The sequence below is a fragment of the Peribacillus sp. JNUCC 23 genome, assembly GCF_053653995.1.
In genome coordinates, this window is record NZ_CM132202.1 from 4,503,762 (window position 1) to 4,524,851 (window position 21,090).

The following is a 21,090-nucleotide window of genomic DNA, read 5'->3' on the forward strand; positions in this document are numbered from 1 at the left end:
TGCCACATTTGAGGAGAGAATATGCTTTGAAAATTGTTATCGTTCTTTTACTGTTACTGTTATTTGTCCTCTGTTGGCTAAGAATTGATTTTAGACGAGGACAAAAGCATCATATGCAAAACAACCACAATCGAGTATATCCAAAACGCCGAGGAGACTTAAGGCTTTATACAGATGGAACTGATTTATTTGCAGAATTATTCAGAGATATTCATCAAGCCACCAAACATGTTCATGTGCTTTTTTACATTATAAAAAATGATCAGTTTAGCCAACATTTCTTGGACGTATTGATGCATAAGGCAAAAAGCGGAGTTGAGGTAAGGCTTTTAATAGACTGGATGGGAAGTAGAACTATTTCAAAGCGAATGGTAAAAGAACTAAAAAAGCACGGCGTCCGCTTTTCTTTTAGTTTTACACCAAAGTTGCCATACCTTTTCTATACCTCTCAAAAACGAAATCATCGGAAGATCACTGTCATTGATGGTGAGATTGGTTATTTAGGTGGTTTAAATATTGGGAAAGAATATATCAATCAAGACCCTAAGTTGTGTCCTTGGAGAGACTATCATCTTAAAATGACTGGTGAATCCATTCAAGATTTACAATATGAGTTTCTAACAGACTGGTACACAGCTACAAAGGAAGATTACCGGAAAAGTGATCATTATTTCCCACAGCAGCAACCTGGCACCATGCAACATATGATCGTTCCAACTGAAGGGTTTGGATTGGAAGAAACATTTACACGCTTTATTCACAAAGCGAAACATGAAATTATTATTGGTACGCCTTATTTCATCCCGAGCATTACATTGCTTGAAGAACTGAGGAAAGTGCTACGAAAAGGCATCAAACTAACCATCATTGTTCCCTTTGTTTCCGACCATCTATTCGTGAAAGAAGCCGCCTATCGTTATTTTCGAATTCTGATAAAAGAAGGGGCTCACGTCTTACAGTTCCAAAATGGGTTTTACCATTCAAAAGTCTTATTTATTGATGATCATCTTTGTGATATTGGCACGGCAAATTTCGATAAACGCAGTTTGTTTTTAAACCATGAAGTCAATTGTCTGATCTATGATCCGTCATTTTTAGCTGAAGTGGCAAAGAAAATACAGGATGACATATCGAATTCAACAACGCTAGCAGAACGTACGCTAACCCGTCCGACTTTGGTGCAATTAATCAAAGAACGGATTGCCTATACGATTTCACCCTTTTTATAAGTTTTTGAAGGAAGAAAGGATTTCTCATGAAAAGAGGATGGCTCGGGGCCATCCTCTTTCATTTTTTCTTTACATTTTCTCTGGTGCAGATACGCCAATCAAAGCAAGTGCGTTTTTCAGTGTAATTTGCACAGATTTAGCGAGTGCTAAACGTGCTTTACTACGATCAGTATGCTCCACATCTAAAACTTTGTCGGCATTGTAGAAGCTGTGAAATACAGAAGCTAGATCAAAGATGTAATTCGTCATTCGATGCGGCATCCGTTTTTCAGCTGCTTCAGCAATGGCTTGAGGGAATTCACCAAGCTTTTTCAAAAGTTCAATCTCTTTTTCTGTAGACAGTAGTGAGAAATCTGCTGATTGGTCTAAGCTGATTCCTTGCTCCTCTCCTTGACGCAAAATGCTAGAAATACGTGCATGTGCGTATTGTGCATAATAAACAGGATTGTCATTGGATTGTGAAACGGCTAAATCCAAGTCAAAGTCCATATGTGTATCCGCACTTCTCATCGCAAAGAAATAACGTGTTGCATCAAGACCTACTTCATCAATCAGGTCGCGCATTGTTACCGCTTTTCCAGTCCGCTTACTCATTTTCATTTTCTCGCCATCTTTATATAAATGGACAAGCTGAATAATTTCTACTTCTAATTGGTCACGACGGTAGCCTAAAGCTTCGATCGCCGCTTTCATACGCGGAATATATCCGTGATGGTCAGCTCCCCAAATATTAATCAGTTGCTCAAAGCCACGTTCTAACTTATCGCGGTGATACGCAATATCTGGTGTTAAGTATGTGTAAGAACCATCCTGTTTAATAAGAACACGATCTTTATCGTCACCTAATTCTGTTGAACGGAACCATGTAGCTCCATCTTCTTCGTAGATATGGCCTCTTTCTTTCAACGCAGCAAGACCTTCATCAATTTTCCCATTCTTATACAATGACGTTTCGGAATACCATACATCAAAGCGCACACGGAAATTTTCTAAGTCCGTTTTTAATTTTTCCATTTCATATTTCAAGCCGTAGTCACGGAAAAAGTCAAAACGTACGCTTTCATCCACTGTTACGTACTGATCACCGAACTCCTCAGCAAGTTCTTTGCCGATTCCAATAATATCTGCTCCATGATAGCCATCTTGTGGCATTTCTTTTTCAAGACCTAGAGCTTGGAAATAGCGTGCCTCTACAGATAATGCAAGGTTATTAATTTGATTACCGGCATCATTGATATAGTATTCACGTGAAACATCATAGCCTGCTTTTGCTAGGACATTACATAAGGTATCCCCTACTGCAGCTCCACGTGCATGTCCCAAATGAAGGTCCCCCGTCGGATTAGCAGAAACAAACTCAACCTGGACCTTTTGTTTTTTTCCGAAGTCACTCTCACCATATGAATCTCCGGCTTCTAAAATGACCGGAATTAATTCGGTCAAATATTGATTATCCATATAAAAATTGATAAAACCAGGTCCAGCAATTTCAATTTTTTCAATCGAAGCTTTATTACGGTCGAAGTTTTCAATTAAACTTTCCGCGATTGCACGAGGTGCCTTTTTTGCTACACGGGCAAGTTGCATCGCCATATTTGTTGAATAATCGCCATGTGTTTTATCTTTCGGAAGCTCTAATACGACATTGGGAATTTCCTCTTTTGTAGCTAGCCCTGCTTTTATTACTGCATCCTTTATTTCTTGCTTTAGTTTTTCTTGAACTTGCTGCACGATATTCATTGATTATGCTTCCTCCTTATATGTTAATGTCATTTCATATTGACCCGGCTCTGCCCCTTGCATCTGCATTTGGTAGGAAATATCAAAACGACCTTCCTTCGCCATGTCATTCCATTGATGATGGGCGTATTTTGTTTTTGTAACCAGTGCCAGCATGCCATACATGCTTTCGTAATGGCCCTTTGTCATTTCTCCCACGCGGAAAAGCTGACGCATCTTAATCGCTCCATTCCGGAGAAGCAGTATTTCATTATCTTTATTTTTAACGGTTGTCTGAACTTTCCCCGCTTCATTTTCCTCAGCATACTGTAAATAGAACGAGGAGTTTTTTTGAAATTTTGTCCCAAAGGTTATCAACTCATACGCCTCGGTTTCAGAACCAACAGTAATTTTCATTTTAAGTGTCACTTTCACTGATTGCTTTTCCAGATCATGAAGTGCCAATTTTCTACACATCCTTCAGTACCTAATAGAGGTTGTAAAAAAAGGCCGGTAAAAAAGCTTGCGAATTTCTTAGCTCTTTTTATCCTCCTTTTTGAACACGCACTAATAACCTTTTAAGTATAAATACTCTTTCAAAAAGATTCAACCTGCAGAAGAAACAATATCGCTTTAAAACGGCAAGAACTAGTTTAGAGGGTGGCTTATTTAGCTCTAAATTACTTTACATTTTATTCGGTGGATCTCAAGAATAAGTTAACCACTCCTTGTCTATTCCTTTATAACAGACAATTGATCTATTTTAAAATCCACAGGACGGATATATCTACAGATCTCATATTTTTTCAATTTTACACTAAAAAAAGAGGATGACAAAATTGTCATCCTCTACGATTATTTTATCCAACCGAGAATCATTTCGCGAATAAGCTTGCTAGCTGTGTTCACTGTTTGCTCAGAAGGGTCATAAATAGGTGCTACTTCCACTAAATCGCAACCTACCACTTGGAGCTCTGAATGGGCAATTTCATGAATCGATGCCAACAACTCTTTAGCTGTTATCCCGCCACAATCTACTGTCCCCGTTCCTGGTGCGTGCGCTGGATCAAGAACATCAATGTCAATTGTGACATAAACTGGACGACCAACAAGCTCAGGCAACACCTGCTTTAATGGCTCTAATACCTCGAATGGAGCAATTTTCATACCATTTTCTTTTGCCCATTGAAATTCTTCTTTTAAACCGGAGCGAATGCCGAATGAGTACACATTACTTGGACCAATCAATTCAGCCGATTTACGAATAATTGTTGCATGAGAAAGTGGCTCACCCTCATAGTCCTCACGTAGATCGGTATGAGCATCCATATGAATGATCGCCATGTCTGGATATTTCTTGTGCATTGCCTTAATAATTGGCCATGTTACAAGATGCTCTCCGCCCATTCCGATAGGTACCTTACCATCTGCGAGCACTTTATCAACAAACTCTTCAATCATCGCAACACTGCGTTCTGGATTACCAAAAGGCAATGGAATATCACCGGCATCAAAAAATTTCACGTCTTCTAATTCACGATCTAAATATAAGCTGTATTCTTCAAGTCCAATAGATACTTCACGTATACGCGTCGGGCCGAATCGTGAACCCGGGCGAAAGCTTACGGTCCAATCCATCGGCATGCCGTAAAGCACAGCTTTGGACTCTTCATAATTTGGGTGACTCTTTATAAAAACATTTCCTGAATAAGCTTCATCAAAACGCATAGCTGTGCCTCCATTTTTGTTATGATCTAACGCAAGCGAACAAGGCGCTTCCGCTTTTCTTATTGTCTAGCTACAGCGCCTAGCCCTTCGAGGTCATAAGCCAAGCAATCTGATGGGGAGAAACCCACTCCCCACAGCTTGCTTGGCTTATGCTTGTCAGGGCTGAGCAAGGCGCTTCCGCTTTTCTTATTACTTTATTAAGTCTTGAACAAATTTAGGCAGTACGAACGCTGCTTTGTGAAGTTCTTTAGTGTAGTATTTTGTTTCTATTTCATGGAAACGATCTTCTGACACTTCAAGTGGGTTGTATTTTTTAGAGCCGATTGTGAATGCCCAAAGGCCACTCGGATAAGTTGGAATATTTGCCACATACAAGTTCGTAATTGGGAATATTTCTTTCACATCACGTTGAACGTCGCGAATTAAATCTGCTTTAAACCATGGGTTGTCCGATTGAGCAACAAAGATTCCATCTTCTTTTAAAGCTTTAGAAATACCTGCGTAAAATCCTTTTGTAAATAAATTTACAGCCGGGCCAACAGGTTCTGTAGAGTCCACCATAATTACATCGTATTCATTTTCACTTTGGGCGATATGCATGAAGCCATCTCCAACTTGAACATCCACACGCGGATCCTCAAGCATCCCAGCAATACTTGGTAAGAACTTCTTAGAATACTCAATAACTTTTCCATCGATATCAACGAGTGTCGCTTTCTTCACGCTTGGATGCTTTAATATTTCACGGATAACGCCGCCGTCTCCCCCACCTACTACTAAAACATTCTCTGGGTTAGGATGTGTAAATAATGGAATATGAGCCACCATTTCATGATAAACAAACTCGTCACGTTCAGATGTCATGACCATATCATCAAGTAAAAGCATATTGCCCCATTCTTCCGTTTCAATCATATCAAGCTTTTGAAATTCTGTTTGTTCTGTATGTAGTGTACGATTTACTTTCATCGTAATGCCGAAATTCTCCGTTTGTTTCTCAGTAAACCAAATGCTCATGTATTTTACTTCCCTTCTATGCTTTTTCATTCATCATTCCCGTGACCTTCTGAAGCTACTCATCAAAAATAAGCAATCCTGTGACTATCACTAGTAGAGGTTGTTCAAAAAAACCGGTAAAAATAGCTGTCGAATTGCATCAAAGCTCTGTCTCTTCGGTCCTCTCGAGATGCGCTTCTCGAACTTTCCGACTCTTTTTATCCTCCTTTTTGAACACGCACTAGTATTACGGGATATGCTTTTTCTTAAAATATTGTTTTAACAGTTCTATGTGTCTAACCTTATTCCTGTTACGCTCAGGTCATAAGTTTATGTTAGAGTCACTAGTTTTTGTAGCCAAGGACTGGTGACTTTTTTTCTTATTTGCTAGAAAAAAGTATAGACCAATCTAGCAGAAATGCAAGCGGAATTTCTGTTTTAGTCATTGAGCATGTTTAAAATATGCTTTTTTTTTTCATACTGTTACATAAAGGAAATTTCAGCAAGTAAAAATTAAGGAGGTGTAACTATTGGAACTTATTACAGGGCAACGCTTTAAACAAACACGTAAGTATATCCGGGCGATTATTGTGATTTCTGCAATGGCTTTTCTTTTGCTATTTTTATTTCTTTTTTCCATATTAATTTATGCCAAAATTCTTGGGCCACCGCCGATTGCAGTTCCCCAGTCTACCATTTATTACAGTGATAATAATCGGGTCATCGGCGAAAGTAGCCATGGACAGAAACGATATTGGGAGGGGCTTTCAGGCATCTCTCCTGATTTAATCGACGCGACAATTGCTATCGAGGACCAACATTTCTATTCCCATCACGGCTTCGACCTTAAACGGATTGCTGGTGCAGTAGTTGCTGATATTCGCGCCATGTCCAAAGTTCAAGGAGCAAGCACCATCACACAGCAATATGCACGAAGTTTGTTCCTAGAAAATGACAAAACGTGGAGCCGGAAATTAAACGAAGCATTTTATACAATCCGCCTTGAATTGAATTATTCAAAAAAGGAAATTCTTGAAGGCTATTTGAACACAATCTACTATGGCCATGGTGCATATGGTGTCCAAGCTGCTAGCCAATATTATTTTGGTAAAAATGCAAAGGATTTATCGCTCGCGGAAGCAAGTATGCTTGCAGGCATTCCCAAAGGACCGACACGCTATTCACCTTTAAAAAACTTTGATCGAGCTAAAAAAAGACAACAGATTATTCTTGCATCAATGATTAAACAGAAGTTTATTACGAATAATCAGGCGACTCGAGCAAGTAGTAGCCCACTCCTATTCAAAGGAAAGCATCTAATTATTCAAACACAAACGGCTCCATATTTTCAGGACGCTGTAAAACAAGCTTTAAAATCACAGCTCCAGCTTGATGAACGGACCATTGAGCTCGGGGGCCTGCGCGTGTATACAACCTTAAATGAGCGTCAACAGCAAATCGCAGAAAAATCATTCGCTACCATAATGAGTACAGAATCAACCATTCAAGGTGCACTTGTCGCGATGAATCCAAAAACGGGTGCAGTACAGGCACTTGTCGGGGGCAGAGATTATCAGACTTCCCCCTTTAATAGAGCGACTCAAGCGGTCAGACAACCAGGCTCCACGATTAAACCTTTACTATATTATGCAGCCTTAGAAAATGGCTATACGCCGTCAACCATGTTGAAAAGTGAAAAGACAACGTTTAAATATGATCATGATCAAACAACCTACTCGCCTAGTAACTATAATCATCAATATGCCAATGATGAAATTACACTTGCCCAGGCGATTGCTCTTTCCGATAATATCTATGCTGTGAAGTCCCTCTTTTATCTCGGCTTGGATTCCTTCATTCATACAATCCATCGCTTCGGCATCACGTCCGATATGAAAAGTGTTCCTTCGCTTGCTCTTGGTACGTCTGGGATAAGAGCGATTGAAATGGTGAACGCTTACGGCATTTTGGCAAATGGCGGTAAAAGGGTAACACCTATTTTTATTAAAAAAGTGGAAAATGCCAAAGGAGAGGTTATTTTTGAACAGCAGGATGTTGCTGAACAAGTGCTTGATCCTGATCAGACCTTTGTCATGACCCAAATGTTAACAGGTGTGTTCGATGAAAAGTTGAATGGTTATACGAAAGTGACAGGCAATTCAATTCGTTCCAAGCTGACACGCCCTTACGCAGGGAAGTCAGGCAGTACGAGTACAGATAGCTGGATGATCGGCTATACGCCACAGCTCGTTTCAGGGGTATGGATCGGCTATGATAAAGAAAATAAGCTTGAGAAGCCTGTCGAGAAAGGCTACGCCAAACGAATCTGGGCTGATTTCATGGAGAATAGCTTAAGCAATCAGCCTGTGCACGAATTCAAAGAAACCAATCAAGTCACCGGCGTCTACATTGACCCGAAAAGCGGCAAGCTTGCCACTTCTGATTGTCCTGTCGCTCGGTTAACATACTTCGCTTCTGGCACAGAACCGAAAGAATTCTGTCCGGGTCACGGCAAGGACAGTGAACCGTTAGAAGAATCCACACCATCGGAAAAGAAAAAACCTTGGTATAAACGGATCTTAAGATTTGGGGAATAAGCAAACAAAGCCTTAAATGGCGTTAAGACGCCACCAGTTACTATGAGATGTATCATTCAAAAAACCTCGAAGCCAAAATGGCATCGAGGTTTTTCGTGTCCTAGCTATAGTGGTTTTACCCAGTCTTAGTTTACCTATTTTTTTCAATTTCGACAAGAGCCAGATTCGTTTTAAAAAGAGATTGACTACATTTATCCCGGTTTAACAGGCTGTAATACCCCCACCTCAATTTTTGCGAGAGAATCAAGAAATAAATAGGTGGGGGATAAACAGCCTGTAAATCCCCGATTGGTTCAACTAACCCTCAGTGGGCGATGAAAAAAACCCACTGAGGGAAGTTTCACTTTATTCCGCGTGAAGCCCTTGTTTTAATTCAACAGATGAATGTTCCCACATCTGGGCATTATGGTTTTTCAAAAATTCCGCTAAAATACCTTTTGATTTTTCATCCATATGCTCGACAATAATATGCCGTTTCATCGATTTATCCATATAGTTCACATGCTGTGGAAGTGATTTATATCCTCGGCGAATGGCGCGGTCCACCGTCATTTCGCATGCCGTAACGCCAGCATACAGAGGACCTTCTTGAGTCGTTTCAATGGTTACCCAGACGAGCCAGTACGGTTTGCCGTTCGGAACCTCTTCTTTTGTTTTCAAGAATTTAATTCCTCGCTCTACCGTACTTCTCGCATGCATAGCCCCAATATCTACTTCTGCGGTTCCTTCTTCTATGTCAATGATGACTGGCGCGATATTATCAAGTGTCATAACACCAGCACCAAATCCGCCATGTCCTTCTGTCGGGTCATTTTTAATAATATTAAATCCTAACTTCTTCTTTGGTTGTTCTGTCATCTGGTTCATACCTCCTCATTTATACAGTATCTCTTTAAAAGAATAATAATGAAAAGAATTCGCTCATGCTCTGCAAAACAAACGGAATAAGGGTCGTAAGAACGGGGCTGATCGTATAATCGCCTAATGGGGTTATCACCAAGATTAAAAAGATCAATGCCCCATAGTTTTCATATTGCGCCATTTTTGCCCTCATGTCTGATGAAACAAGATCCTGAATAATCCGGTATCCGTCAAGTGGTGGCAATGGAAGTAAGTTGAATACAAACAGGACAATATTTAAATTGATCAGCATTTCCAAAAAGTCCACAATGAAAAATGGTGTATTCGGTTCAAGTCCTAAGGCATACAGCCCAAATAAAATGAAATAGCCAACCGTCGCAATCAGGAAATTGCTGAATGGCCCTGCAAAGGACACAAGAACCCCTGCTAGACGTGGCCTTTTAAAGTAAAATCGATTCACCGGAACCGGACGCGCCCAACCGAAGCCGACAATAAGGATAAGTAAGGTTCCCAATGGGTCGATATGGGCAACAGGGTTTAATGTCAGCCTTCCTTCTTTCTGGGCGGTCGAATCTCCAAATTTATAGGCTACAAAGGCGTGAGCAAATTCATGCACCGTAAACGCTATCAGCAGAGAGACAATGACATAGGGAATCTCTTCAAGTGGATATGCTAAAAATCGTTCCAAACTATTTTCCTCCATTGTTTAATACCCATTAGTATACAGCATATTATCAAATATGAAAAAGAGTTGGATAAAGTGAAACTTCCATCAGTGGGTTTTTTCATCCCCACTGATGGTTAGTCCCGTTCTACTGTCGCTAAGGCCTTCGCTTTTGCTTCGATCAATCGACAGTACGAACCCGATTGGTTCAACTAATCGGGGACTTACAGGCTGTTATCCCCCACCTTAATTCTCACGCAAAAATTTAGGTGGGGGTATTACAACCTGTTAAACCGGGATAACGGAAAATATAATAAACTCATTTCAGCTTAACGAGCCTTTTGTTTCTAAATTTTCTTGCAATTATCACACCAATATGGAACACTAAAAGCATAAAGATTGGAGGGCTATACTATGCCATATGTAACTGTAAAAATGCTTGAAGGACGTACTGAGGAACAAAAGAAAGCACTCGTGGAAAAAGTGACGATTGCTGTTTCAGAAACAACTGGTGCGTCAACTGAAAGTGTAACAATTTTCATCGAAGAAATGTCGAAAAATCATTACGCACAAAATGGTGTCCGCTTTAGTGATAAATAAGAACATGGATGGCATTTAGTAGGTAGGCTACTAATGCTACATATCAATAACTTTTTGAACATCCTATTTTAGAAAAACCTTCTTATCACTATAAAGGCTAAGCTTAATTAAAGCTTAGCCTTTTCCTTTAATCTTCTAATATATTCATATGCTTCGTCAATTTCTTCATGCGTGTACTTTTGCTTACTTTTCAAAGTAAATACTTTCTCCGTTACTTCATCCTTTTCAAGTGTATCAAAATAAAGCACAGTCGAAACAAGTTCCAAAAAGCGTGCATTTTGCTCATTCATGTCACAGAGACATGGCTCTAATGTAGGCATGTCCATTTCATGCATTGAAAGGAAACTTCTTCCTGAATCTGTTATCGAATAACAATATTGATAGTAGCCTGCTTTCTTTTCCCTTACTTCATTCAAATACCCCATTTCACATAATTCCTCAACTCGTAATGTTAGCTCTTCTGAATAAGGGCCGTAAAAGTGAAATTGATACTTCTCCTGAAACGGAAAGGAAAGCTTCTTGGCAATATAAAGCATTTTCTGTAGTTTTTTTCTTCCATTTATTTCACCTGCAGAAGAAATGGCATGAATAATCTTGGCATGATCCTTAAACAAGGCTCATCACTCCTCATTCTAAATGTTCCTTTGCTATAATAGGTTGTTCAAAACGTCCGGGAAAAAAGCTTGCGAACTTCTCGGCTCCTTTTTGAACACGCACTATAAAGTTATGACAATTCAAGCAGCTCACGGATTTGCCGCTTCACGTTCTTCTTCGTTGATTCATCGCGCAATAAATCGGCAGGGAAATATAATTTATGGTCCGTTCTTCTTTTACCAGAAATCGCATCAACAATTTCTGATTCACGGGACAACTCCCTGATCTCGCCATTATTTTTCAACAAATGAATTGGCAAACGTTCTTCCTCTTCACCCGGACGGTAGAAATCATAAGGCAAATCAGAAGAGGAATCGACGACAAGATAATACTCCGGATCAATGCCTGCCTTTTTAAATAAACGGTTCAACTCCATCAGTTTGTTCATTTCGTCATTGGATGGATGAAATTCGACATATTTAAATAGTTTACGATTCATAAAGCGAAGGCACAAGTCCCGCAATATGCCATCTTCTTCCGCTTCCCAAACTTGGAAATAATAAAGAATGACCGCTTCATCTAATTTCAGATAATCCTCTACTGTTACATTCCCATCGAACAGGGAACGGAAATGGACTGGTTCCTGTTTAAACGTATAACCCGCAACATATAAATGCTTCGCTCTATGTAGAATTTTCGTCAAAATGACTTCAGCACTTCGCGATACGGGGTGAAAGTAAACCTGCCAGTACATTTGATAACGACTCATAATATAATCTTCCACTGCATGCATCCCACTTTGTTTAATCACTACTTGATCTTCACGTGGGCGCATCACACGCATAATCCGTTCCATATCAAAATGACCGTAGCTAACTCCGGTAAAATAAGCATCCCGTTGCAAATAATCCATCCGGTCTGCATCTATTTGGCTCGAAATCAGACTCACGACCAGCTTATCTTCATATGTCTTCGCAATAACATCCGAAACTTTCTTTGGGAAATCAGCGCCAATTCTGCGAAGGACAGCATTCACTTCTGTATGCCCGAGAATAATCTCTCTCGTAAATTCCTCATGATCCAAATCGAATACCTTTTCAAATGCGTGAGAAAATGGACCATGACCTAAATCATGAAGCAAAGCAGCACATAAGGAAAGAAGCCTCTCCTCTTGGTTCCATTCAGGTCTTCCTTCAAACACATCATCGACAATTCGGCGCACGATTTCATACACACCAAGCGAGTGATTGAGGCGGCTATGCTCTGCACCATGAAAAGTTAAATAGGTTGTGCCGAGCTGTTTCACTCTGCGCAATCTTTGGAACTCCTTTGTACTGATTAAATCCCAAATCGCCCTGTCCCGCACGTGTATATAGCGGTGAACGGGATCTTTAAATACTTTCTCTTCACTAAGCTTTTCACGGGAATATTTCATGGACTACCCTCTTTTTTACATGAATTTTTGTGTCTAGCGCAAGCGCTTTTGCTTTCTGATTCTATTATTATAGCTTGTCTTTTAAAAAAAATCCTATATGTCCTATTTTCCACGATTGAAAAACTCGAAGTCCTACATATCCCGCTCTTTTCCTTTAAAACCTTTTGGGTAAAAAAAGAGGCCCATGCTTCGTTCCGTTACCCATTCTATAGAATTATGCACTAGATTTTGAGTAATCTTTTATTTAATTGCAGCGGAGGATAGAGATGGTATGAATAGATATCTTTTGTCTATTCCTCAATTTTTATGAAAAATTTTATTTCCATTCAAGTTCCTCGCAAATCATAGCCTGAAACCTTTCCTAAAAAAAAGAGAGACGTTCATCCTTTTTAACACGCACTAGTAGGTATTTTAACATGTCCATCTGCAGTTCTAAAAGCGTACATTCAGTGACAATTTATCCAGAAATTGAGTTTTACATAAAAGCAGACTCCAATCATCTTTATACACCGGAAAAAAACTAGTATCCTTTTAAGTTCGATGAATAAATTACCTAATCCTTGGTAATAATGATGTTAATAAGAGGTAATCAAATTTCTATAAACTGTATTAATATGTTACCAATTTTACATGTTACCAGAAAGGAAGTAGATTAGGATGAAGGTTCGTCAAGATGCTTGGACAGAAGAAGATGATTTGTTACTTGCTGAGACTGTGCTGCGGCATGTGCGTGAAGGCAGCACTCAATTGAATGCTTTTGAAGAAGTCGGTGATAAGTTAAATCGTACGTCAGCTGCCTGTGGATTTCGTTGGAATGCGGTCGTTCGTCATACATATGACAAAGCGCTGCAATTGGCAAAAAAACAACGCAAACAGCGAAATCGAATGTTAGGAAAAGAACAAGGTGGAAAAAAACGCCTGCTTTATACACCACCCGCTCCTACAGCAGATGCAATCGGGTTATCTGCTAAACCCGTGAAGACGATAGCTCCAGAAATATCTGTAGAACTATCAGAAGAACTAGCAGCCCCCATGCAGACTAGGGAAATAGCAAAATCAAGTTCATCTCTAACGTTAGACATGGTTATCTCATTTTTACAATCTATGGATGACTCAACACTGCATGCCGAACTACTTCGGGCTGAAAATGAAAGACTAAAGCTCGAAATGAAAGAATTGAGACAACGAAATAACGCCTTAGAAAATCAAATGAATTCACTTGAGCAAAATAGCGGGCTCATGCAAGAAGACTACGAAACTTTGATGAATATTATGAACCGCGCTAGAAAACTCGTGCTTTTAGAAGAAGACGAGCGCCCTGCTACTAAATTCAAAATGGATCGTAACGGAAATTTGGAAAAAGTAGCTGAATAATTAGCCATTTAAATAGATACGTATTTGTGGAGACGGTAGGCAACACACGTTTATATTTTACGTGTAATGTAACTTAATAATTTATATAAAAAAGGATGCTACGGAAAAGGGACAGACCATATAGCTATTTCACTTCTTTCAGGTAAAATTTTCATCACTATTCACTGAATATAGAGTGTTGGTCATACCCTTTTGCATCCTATTTTGTATTAAAGATATGGGGACGGTGCTTCGCGACTTAATAATGTAGTCAATCTACTTAGCGGGTATCCGTACTTTATTATAGAAAGTATCTTGAACTCCTGCTCCGCACCGCCACCATTATGATTAGGCGAGTGTAGCGTGCTTAATGATAGAACCTTCATAGTAACGGGTGGCTTTTTAACGCCATTTTAGGTTTTGTATGTCACTCTTCATCTAGCTTGTCGTTTCGTTCTTTCACTCTCACTAAATATCCTTCATATATAGCTAGCTCTTCTGGCTGAAGATGTGAGGAGTAAATGCTTCCACTTGTTTGCTTTAAGGTTTGCAATAGACTCATCATTACATCCTGGATGGTTAATGGTACATGTAATAGTTCCGATAATGATGCCATCACTTCTGGTTGAATATCAGGATAGGCAAACTTTGTAGCCACGTCTCTTTTTGCTTGAGCATAAAAGCCACGAATAAGCTCTGCACGCTCAGATCCACTTCCATTTACACATAAATAGATTTGAACAGCGACTCCATTACGAATTCTCCGCTGGGAAATGCCTGCGAATTTTTTATCATTTATACTAAGGTCATAACTTCCGGGGCAATACGATCCGATAATTTCTTTTGCTTCAATGTTCACACCATATTGGGAGAACATCGTGCGAATCAAGTCAAGCATGGCATCATATCCACGATTGATTTCGATTCTTCGCTCCGTTTCCGGAAATACAAGCGAGACATTTAGCACGCCCTCATCAAGAACAACAGCAAGTCCTCCTGAATTCCTTACAATGACCCGATAGCCTAAGGCATTTAAATATGATATTCCACTTTGAAGGAATGGAAGCCTTGTATCTTGAATTCCGAGTACGATCGTTTGGTGATGCAGCCATGCTCTAGCCACAGCTTGGGAACGACCACTGCCGACAGAGGCGCATAATGTATCGTCCATTGCAAATGACTGTAATGCATGAAAATTGGGGCCAAGTGAAGATTGATCGATGATTCTCCACTCCGGCTGAATGATTAAAGATTCTTTTTCACTCATTTAAACGCTTCCTTTTTATCATCATTTAAATCAAATCAATTATACCATTAGCTTTATATTTTTTAAAAAAAGGCATGTGAAAACAGAGATGTCTCAAAGCAAAGGGTCTGACCCCGTAACAACTAAACACAGTATATAATAAGTGTATGAGACACTACATACTGATTTAGAGTGCGAGGTCAGACCCTTATGTGACACCCAGGACTAACTATTATCGTTCTATTGCTTGACCGGCAGTAATCAAGGCCAATTTATATACATCTTCTTCATTACATCCACGAGAAAGATCATTCACAGGACGATTCAAGCCTTGTAGAACCGGACCAACCGCTTCGAAATTACCAAGACGCTGTGCAATTTTGTATCCAATATTACCCGCTTCAAGGCTTGGGAATACAAATACGTTCGCATCACCTTGTATTAAAGAATCAGGCGCTTTACTTTTCGCAACAGAAGGGACAAATGCAGCATCGAATTGGAATTCTCCGTCAAGAATTAAAGTCGGATTCAACTCTTGGGCGATTTTTACTGCTTCCGCAACTCTTTCTGTTTCTGGTGAAACCGCTGATCCTTTTGTTGAGAAGCTAAGCATCGCAACGCGTGGCTCAATATTAAACATTTGAGCTGTTTTTGCACTTTCAATTGCAATTTCAGCTAAATCACTGCTATCTGGTGCAATGTTGATGGCACAATCTGCAAACACATATTTTTCTTCATCGCGAACCATGATGAATACCCCAGAAGTCTTTTTAACTCCTTGTTTCGTCTTAATGACTTGCAAGGCTGGACGCACTGTATCTGCAGTGGAATGTATTGCACCACTAACAAGGCCATCTGCTTTATTCGTATGCACAAGCATTGTACCGAAATAATTTTCATTCAATAAAATTTGACGTGCTTGTTCTTCAGTTGCTTTTCCTTTACGTGCTTCCACGAAAGATGCAACAAGTTCGTCCATCATCAAGTATTGAGCAGGATCATAGATTTCTACCTCTTCAAGGGAAACACCTAGGTTTTTGGCTGATTGCTGTATTTTTTCAATATCTCCAATTAAGATAGGAGTCAATAACTTATCTGCTGCCAAACGAGCAGCGGCTGTCAAGATTCGTTCATCCAAACCTTCTGGAAAAACGATTTTTAGGTTTTGCCCTGAGACTTTTTCTTTTAATGTATCAAATAAATTACTCATGCTTTTTCCTCCTGTACGAAATGACTTGTATGAACCGACATGATTTCTAATGAACTACGGCTGCAAACATTCATTTTTATTGTTATATAATTAGCATACCCTGTTAGCCTGAAAAATTCTAGAAACAGGCAGCCTGACATCGCTTACATTTACAAAAAAATATTATTTTGAGATAGTATGCGTTATCATTTCACAAAGATGGTATAAAAGAGGGGTAAGATGGCAGATCATGACTATGATAAATATGAACAAATTTTGAACGTGTTGAGCTAAATTTGGACCATATCCGATTCACAAAATTTCCTTTAAATCAAATTATGATATAGTTAATATATAGAAAAAAACAAGGCGATAATTCGCCAAAATTTAGTATGAAGCGGGTTCTCATATTGTGAGCGTATACAACACTAGTTGTATTTTTCAAGTTAATCGTTCTCCCTTTGTTCTTCATACACAAAAACATATAGGAGTGATACTCATGAGTGAAGCTGCACAAACCCTTGATGGCTGGTATTGCCTGCACGATTTCCGTACAATTGATTGGGCATCTTGGAAAATAATCTCTAATGAAGAACGCCAAGAAGCAATTTCAGAATTCAACCGTTTAGTTGACAAATGGAATACAACACAAAGTAATAATGAAGGCAGTCATGCACTTTATACAATCGTTGGTCAAAAGGCAGATTTCATGATGATGTTTGCACGTCCAACAATGGAAGAGCTTCAGGCAATTGAATTGGAATTCAATAAATCGAAGCTTGCTGAATACACAACCCCTAGTTATTCTTACGTATCTGTTGTTGAACTCAGCAACTATCTTGCCGGTGAGTCGGACGAGGATCCTTACCAAAATCCTCACGTTCGTTCTCGTTTGTACCCTATTTTGCCTAAATCGAAGTATGCTTGCTTCTATCCAATGGACAAGCGTCGCGATGGCGATGACAATTGGTATATGCTTTCTATGGAAGAACGCAAAGACTTAATGCGTTCCCACGGTTTGATTGGCCGCAGTTATGCAGGAAAGGTGAAACAAATCATTTCCGGTTCAGTCGGTTTTGATGATTTTGAATGGGGCGTTACATTATTCTCAGACGATGTCCTGCAATTCAAAAAAATTGTTTATGAAATGCGTTTTGACGAAGTAAGTGCCCGCTATGGTGAATTCGGTTCTTTCTTTGTTGGAAACATCCTTTCCGAAGAAGAAATTTCGACATTTTTATCTGTATAATCAATTAGAACATATAGAAGGGCTGACTTCCCACACATATCTGTATTAGATAAAGTTTGAAAGTTGTCCCAAAAAGGTTTGATCTCGCACACTATACACCGTTTATTGTGTTCATTACACGTTATATAAAGTGAAACTTCAATCAGTGGGGTTTTGACTTTCCGTTAATGCGTGATAAACGATATATAGTAGCTATGAGATCAGACCTTTTCGTGATAAGACATATGTTTTAATTGTTCCTTTTCCTTTGAATTCCCACAATAATTTGCTCCTCACAATGACTCAAAACCTTTTTGTCATAAACTTGCCCACGTTACCGTACACATGAATTAGTGATGATGCAATTGTTACGTTAAATTCCCCTATAACCAATAACTTCAAGATTAAATAGTAAAACAGCCATAGAGAGGTGATTAGGTTGGCAGTCATCAAGCATAACGAAGAAGATGTAAAACTTTTAGCCCGACTGATGCGGGCTGAGGGTGAGGGTGAAGGGACTCAAGGTATGCTACTAGTTGGAAATGTAGGCGTAAATCGGGTGAGAGCCGAATGTCTTGATTTTAAAAATATCTCAAACATGAATAGAATGGTTTTCCAGAGTCCAGGAGGCTTCGAAGCCACACAGAAAGGGTATTTCTATCAACGGGCTCGTCAATCAGAAATTGACCTTGCTAGAAAAGTAATTAAAGGCAACCGCTACCACCCAGCTCGTTATTCATTATGGTTTTTTAAACCTTCTGGAGCTTGTCCTGCACAATGGTATAACCAAGACAATACTGGCCGATTCAAGTCACACTGCTTCTTCCAGCCTACTCAAGCTAATTGTCCAAGCGTGTATAGTACGTATTAAAAGAATGGCTACAGAGGTTGTTTGTTTACACCGATCCCTTATGTCTTCATCGGCATAACTCACTTCCTCTGATCAAAGAAAAGAAGGAGTACACCGCGGATTTTCGCATCGATCTTTTTCACAATAAGCCAGAATACAGCAAGAAAAGAGCTGTAAGGATCTTAATTGACGAGTCACTCCGTATTTCAAAAAGCATGTACTTAGTTTCATGTCTAATTTCAGATATTTGGAGGGAAAATGATGAATCAGCCTACAAACCAAAATCAATTTGGAAATTACCCATTTCCACAAGGCTACCCCCAACAATATGGCAATGTTAATCCAACTCAAAGTCCGACTGGCTACCAACAGGGACCGTATCAACCTACTCAAGCACCATTACAAGTACCGGTTCCACCAAGCATGCCAGCCGGCGGTCCACCGGTTCCAGGAATGCTATCAGTCGAAGAATCTTATATTGAGAACATCCTAAGACTTAATAAGGGAAAGTTAGTGACCATTTATACGACCTTTGAAAATAACCGGGAGTGGAATGCGAAAATTTTTAAAGGAATTATAGAAGCTGCCGGGCGTGACCATATCATAATCAGTGATCCCCAAACAGGACTTCGATACTTAATACCAATGGTTTATTTAGATTACATCAGCTTTGAAGAAGAAATTGAATATGAATATCCCTTTGGAACAGGTCAAGCGAATATGGCTTCCTACCCACCTAGATAAAGCGAAACTTCAATCAGTGGGGGTTTTACTGCATAAAAAAGGCATAAGGGGACTTTGGCTAACCTCAGAAGCAACTTCATGGACAGGCACTTTAGCTACTCACTAAAATTCATGAAAAAGGAGTATATTTTTCGCCTTTTCGCATAAAAAGAGGCTGTTACAAGATTCAATCCTTGTGACGGCCTCTTTTTTTGTTTATACATACTTCACTGTTGCAACGACTAGCAACACCCAGGCTATAAGGAAAGCGACTCCTCCTAGAGGGGTAATTGCACCAAGAACTTTAATTCCCGATACACTCAGTACATACAAACTGCCTGAGAATAAAATGATACCAGCAAACATGAGCCATCCTGACCAGTTCATAATAGGACTAGAAATTTTCCCAAAAAGAATTCCGATAATTAACAAGCCTATGGCATGAAACATTTGATACTGGACACCAGTCTGCCATGTCGCTAAGTATTTATCGGAGATTTTCCCCTCTAACCCATGGGCACCGAAAGCACCAAGTGCCACAGCTACAAAGGCATTAATCGCCCCTAAAATAATAAATAATTTCATCCCAAACACCCCTTTTATTTAAAAATCAAACAAAGAATCTCCATTTGCATCCGCTATTTTAACAGGTTTCATTTGTGTTATGGATGAAACAATCGGGACTTGTGGCTGAATCGGCTGAGTGAATAAAGCTTGCGGCTGCACTGGAACATGACCCGTACTTAAATGTATTGCCGTTTCTTCCTTTCCTTCATGCAAGACATCGCATAATGCTTGAATCGCAAGCACATAGCCACTTAATTCCGCTTTAGATTCCGCCTGCTTTGCTTTTGCAACCAGTTCACCCATTTTATCTAATATTTTCCCAGATGAAACTTCCATCTTCTCACCTCTTTATTTATGGCTGTCGAAAGGGTCAGACACTTTTGAGACAGCCTCTGCTGTTGCTTAGCATATCAAAAAATGAGCATCTGTTCAAAGTTTGCTTCTTACTGGTTTGCAAGCAGGCTTCGGTGAAAACTTCATACAAGCTTCACCCGATAAGCGGAATACTTCTAATGATGGAAGATTGGCACTTTTAAAGGAAAATGATCTGCATCCTCGTGGAAAATGCGGATCCCACGTTACATAATAATGCTTGCAAGCCATACAATTTATTCTTCTTTCCTGCATACTCTACAATCCTTTCACAAAATTCCCTGTTTCATGTGGAATACTGTCAGTATTTATCCTGATTTAACTAACCCACTTTTACAGGTTTTAGAATTACACTAAACAACCTTATTATCTATTTGAAATTTGCCAATCAATTTCTTGTTCCCCTAGCTGTTTTAGAAGCTGATTGGTTTTTGAAAATGGTTGGCTACCAAAGAAACCCCTATTTGCAGATAATGGGCTCGGGTGAACCGAAGTGATGATAGGATGCTTCTTCGTATCAATTAACGGGATTTTACTTTGCGCAGGTTTTCCCCATAAAATGAAGACCACTGGTGTCTCGCGTTCATTTAATAGTGAAATGACTTTATTCGTAAATAGTTCCCAGCCTTTTCCTCGATGGGAATGTGCTTCCCCTTCTCTAACTGTCAATACAGTATTCAAAAGCAGTACCCCCTGCTCTGCCCATTGAACAAGGTTTCCGTGATTTGGGATTGTACAGCCAATATCCGCATGCAATTCTTTATAAATATTTTTTAAAGAAGGCGGAATCCTCACTTCTGGTTGAACAGAGAAACTAAGACCATGTGCTTGATGTGGTCCGTGATATGGATCCTGACCTAGAATAACCACCTTTACCTTCTGATATGGCGTAAGTGTAAGCGCGCTGTATATATCCTTGGCTTCTGGATGGATTCTTTCATTCCTATATTCTTTTTTCAAAAACTCCCGTAGCTCTTGATAATACGGCTTTTTGAATTCCTCTGCCAAAAGTGGCTCCCAATCATTGTGTAGAATCTGATTCTTCATTGTCTAAAAGCTCCTTTCTACAATCTAGTATTCTCTATTATACGCTATGCTACACTTCCTTCCTCGTTTTATCAGGCGTTTAAAATTTTCAG

Annotated in this window: 20 protein-coding genes; 7 read left to right on the forward strand and 13 right to left on the reverse strand. The window is 39.5% G+C overall.

Annotated features, from left to right (window positions below; genetic code table 11):
• The first annotated feature begins 26 nt into the window (after positions 1-26).
• Positions 27-1,229 (forward strand): cardiolipin synthase, encoded by a 1,203-nt coding sequence (gene cls / locus JNUCC23_RS21435; protein WP_454213509.1) that lies wholly within the window; start codon positions 27-29, stop codon positions 1,227-1,229.
• A gap of 69 nt (positions 1,230-1,298) precedes the next feature.
• On the opposite strand, the gene argS is transcribed toward cls, so the two are convergent.
• From argS to speE, 4 genes are all read right to left on the reverse strand, one after another.
• Complete coding sequence (argS, locus tag JNUCC23_RS21440) at positions 1,299-2,969, reverse strand: arginine--tRNA ligase (RefSeq protein ID WP_454213510.1); 1,671 nt, start codon at positions 2,967-2,969, stop codon at positions 1,299-1,301.
• Between the two features lie 3 nt (positions 2,970-2,972).
• Entirely contained in the window at positions 2,973-3,413 is a 441-nt protein-coding gene (locus JNUCC23_RS21445; protein WP_062185323.1) for a DUF1934 domain-containing protein, read from the reverse strand.
• Between the two features lie 390 nt (positions 3,414-3,803).
• Complete coding sequence (speB, locus tag JNUCC23_RS21450; RefSeq protein ID WP_062185320.1) at positions 3,804-4,676, reverse strand: agmatinase; 873 nt, start codon at positions 4,674-4,676, stop codon at positions 3,804-3,806.
• 189 nt (positions 4,677-4,865) lie between these two features.
• Positions 4,866-5,693 carry a spermidine synthase gene (gene speE / locus JNUCC23_RS21455; protein ID WP_062185318.1) on the reverse strand — a complete coding sequence of 276 codons (828 nt, stop codon included), beginning with the start codon at positions 5,691-5,693 and terminating at the stop codon, positions 4,866-4,868.
• A gap of 509 nt (positions 5,694-6,202) precedes the next feature.
• Here speE and JNUCC23_RS21460 point away from each other — a divergent pair.
• Positions 6,203-8,269: a transglycosylase domain-containing protein gene (locus JNUCC23_RS21460; protein ID WP_454213513.1), complete on the forward strand. Its 2,067-nt coding sequence runs from the start codon at positions 6,203-6,205 to the stop codon at positions 8,267-8,269.
• Positions 8,270-8,614: 345 nt separating this feature from the next.
• Here the strand turns inward: JNUCC23_RS21460 and JNUCC23_RS21465 are convergent, their stop codons facing one another.
• Together JNUCC23_RS21465 and JNUCC23_RS21470 are read right to left on the reverse strand one after the other, a co-directional pair.
• The gene (locus JNUCC23_RS21465) at positions 8,615-9,127 is read right to left on the reverse strand and encodes a YwhD family protein (protein ID WP_403076068.1); all 513 of its coding nucleotides are present in this window, start codon (positions 9,125-9,127) and stop codon (positions 8,615-8,617) included.
• Positions 9,128-9,161: 34 nt separating this feature from the next.
• Complete coding sequence (locus tag JNUCC23_RS21470) at positions 9,162-9,818, reverse strand: site-2 protease family protein (RefSeq protein WP_403076071.1); 657 nt, start codon at positions 9,816-9,818, stop codon at positions 9,162-9,164.
• A gap of 390 nt (positions 9,819-10,208) precedes the next feature.
• Between JNUCC23_RS21470 and JNUCC23_RS21475 the strand changes: the two genes are divergently transcribed.
• Complete coding sequence (locus JNUCC23_RS21475; RefSeq protein ID WP_403076074.1) at positions 10,209-10,394, forward strand: 2-hydroxymuconate tautomerase; 186 nt, start codon at positions 10,209-10,211, stop codon at positions 10,392-10,394.
• 107 nt (positions 10,395-10,501) lie between these two features.
• Here the strand turns inward: JNUCC23_RS21475 and JNUCC23_RS21480 are convergent, their stop codons facing one another.
• Together JNUCC23_RS21480 and JNUCC23_RS21485 are read right to left on the reverse strand one after the other, a co-directional pair.
• On the reverse strand, positions 10,502-11,008 hold the full coding sequence (locus tag JNUCC23_RS21480; RefSeq protein ID WP_062185305.1) for a YwgA family protein: 507 nt from the start codon (positions 11,006-11,008) through the stop codon (positions 10,502-10,504).
• A gap of 110 nt (positions 11,009-11,118) precedes the next feature.
• Positions 11,119-12,423 carry an HD domain-containing protein gene (locus JNUCC23_RS21485; RefSeq protein ID WP_403076077.1) on the reverse strand — a complete coding sequence of 435 codons (1,305 nt, stop codon included), beginning with the start codon at positions 12,421-12,423 and terminating at the stop codon, positions 11,119-11,121.
• 657 nt (positions 12,424-13,080) lie between these two features.
• On the opposite strand from JNUCC23_RS21485, the gene JNUCC23_RS21490 reads away from it, so the two are divergent.
• Positions 13,081-13,797 (forward strand): RsfA family transcriptional regulator, encoded by a 717-nt coding sequence (locus JNUCC23_RS21490; protein ID WP_403076080.1) that lies wholly within the window; start codon positions 13,081-13,083, stop codon positions 13,795-13,797.
• A gap of 406 nt (positions 13,798-14,203) precedes the next feature.
• On the opposite strand, the gene JNUCC23_RS21495 is transcribed toward JNUCC23_RS21490, so the two are convergent.
• Positions 14,204-15,043, reverse strand: a complete 840-nt coding sequence (locus JNUCC23_RS21495) for a lipoate--protein ligase family protein (RefSeq protein ID WP_403076083.1) — start codon at positions 15,041-15,043, stop codon at positions 14,204-14,206.
• A gap of 211 nt (positions 15,044-15,254) precedes the next feature.
• Positions 15,255-16,232 (reverse strand): phosphate acetyltransferase, encoded by a 978-nt coding sequence (pta, locus tag JNUCC23_RS21500; RefSeq protein WP_403076086.1) that lies wholly within the window; start codon positions 16,230-16,232, stop codon positions 15,255-15,257.
• A 478-nt stretch (positions 16,233-16,710) separates the two neighbouring features.
• Between pta and hemQ the strand changes: the two genes are divergently transcribed.
• The 3 genes from hemQ to gerQ all read left to right on the forward strand — a co-directional run bounded on the left by hemQ (position 16,711) and on the right by gerQ (position 19,033).
• Positions 16,711-17,460: a hydrogen peroxide-dependent heme synthase gene (hemQ, locus tag JNUCC23_RS21505; protein ID WP_403076089.1), complete on the forward strand. Its 750-nt coding sequence runs from the start codon at positions 16,711-16,713 to the stop codon at positions 17,458-17,460.
• 418 nt (positions 17,461-17,878) lie between these two features.
• Positions 17,879-18,310 (forward strand): cell wall hydrolase, encoded by a 432-nt coding sequence (locus JNUCC23_RS21510; protein WP_454213517.1) that lies wholly within the window; start codon positions 17,879-17,881, stop codon positions 18,308-18,310.
• A 240-nt stretch (positions 18,311-18,550) separates the two neighbouring features.
• Positions 18,551-19,033 (forward strand): spore coat protein GerQ, encoded by a 483-nt coding sequence (gene gerQ / locus JNUCC23_RS21515; protein ID WP_454213519.1) that lies wholly within the window; start codon positions 18,551-18,553, stop codon positions 19,031-19,033.
• A gap of 195 nt (positions 19,034-19,228) precedes the next feature.
• On the opposite strand, the gene JNUCC23_RS21520 is transcribed toward gerQ, so the two are convergent.
• The 3 genes from JNUCC23_RS21520 to JNUCC23_RS21530 all read right to left on the reverse strand — a co-directional run bounded on the left by JNUCC23_RS21520 (position 19,229) and on the right by JNUCC23_RS21530 (position 20,998).
• Entirely contained in the window at positions 19,229-19,597 is a 369-nt protein-coding gene (locus tag JNUCC23_RS21520; protein WP_454213521.1) for a DUF423 domain-containing protein, read from the reverse strand.
• Between the two features lie 18 nt (positions 19,598-19,615).
• A complete protein-coding gene (locus JNUCC23_RS21525; protein WP_454213523.1) occupies positions 19,616-19,915 on the reverse strand; it encodes a YwdI family protein in 300 nt (99 codons plus the stop codon).
• 402 nt (positions 19,916-20,317) lie between these two features.
• Positions 20,318-20,998, reverse strand: coding sequence for a uracil-DNA glycosylase (locus tag JNUCC23_RS21530; protein WP_062185268.1), 681 nt, complete (start codon positions 20,996-20,998; stop codon positions 20,318-20,320).
• Between the last annotated feature and the right edge of the window lie 92 nt (positions 20,999-21,090).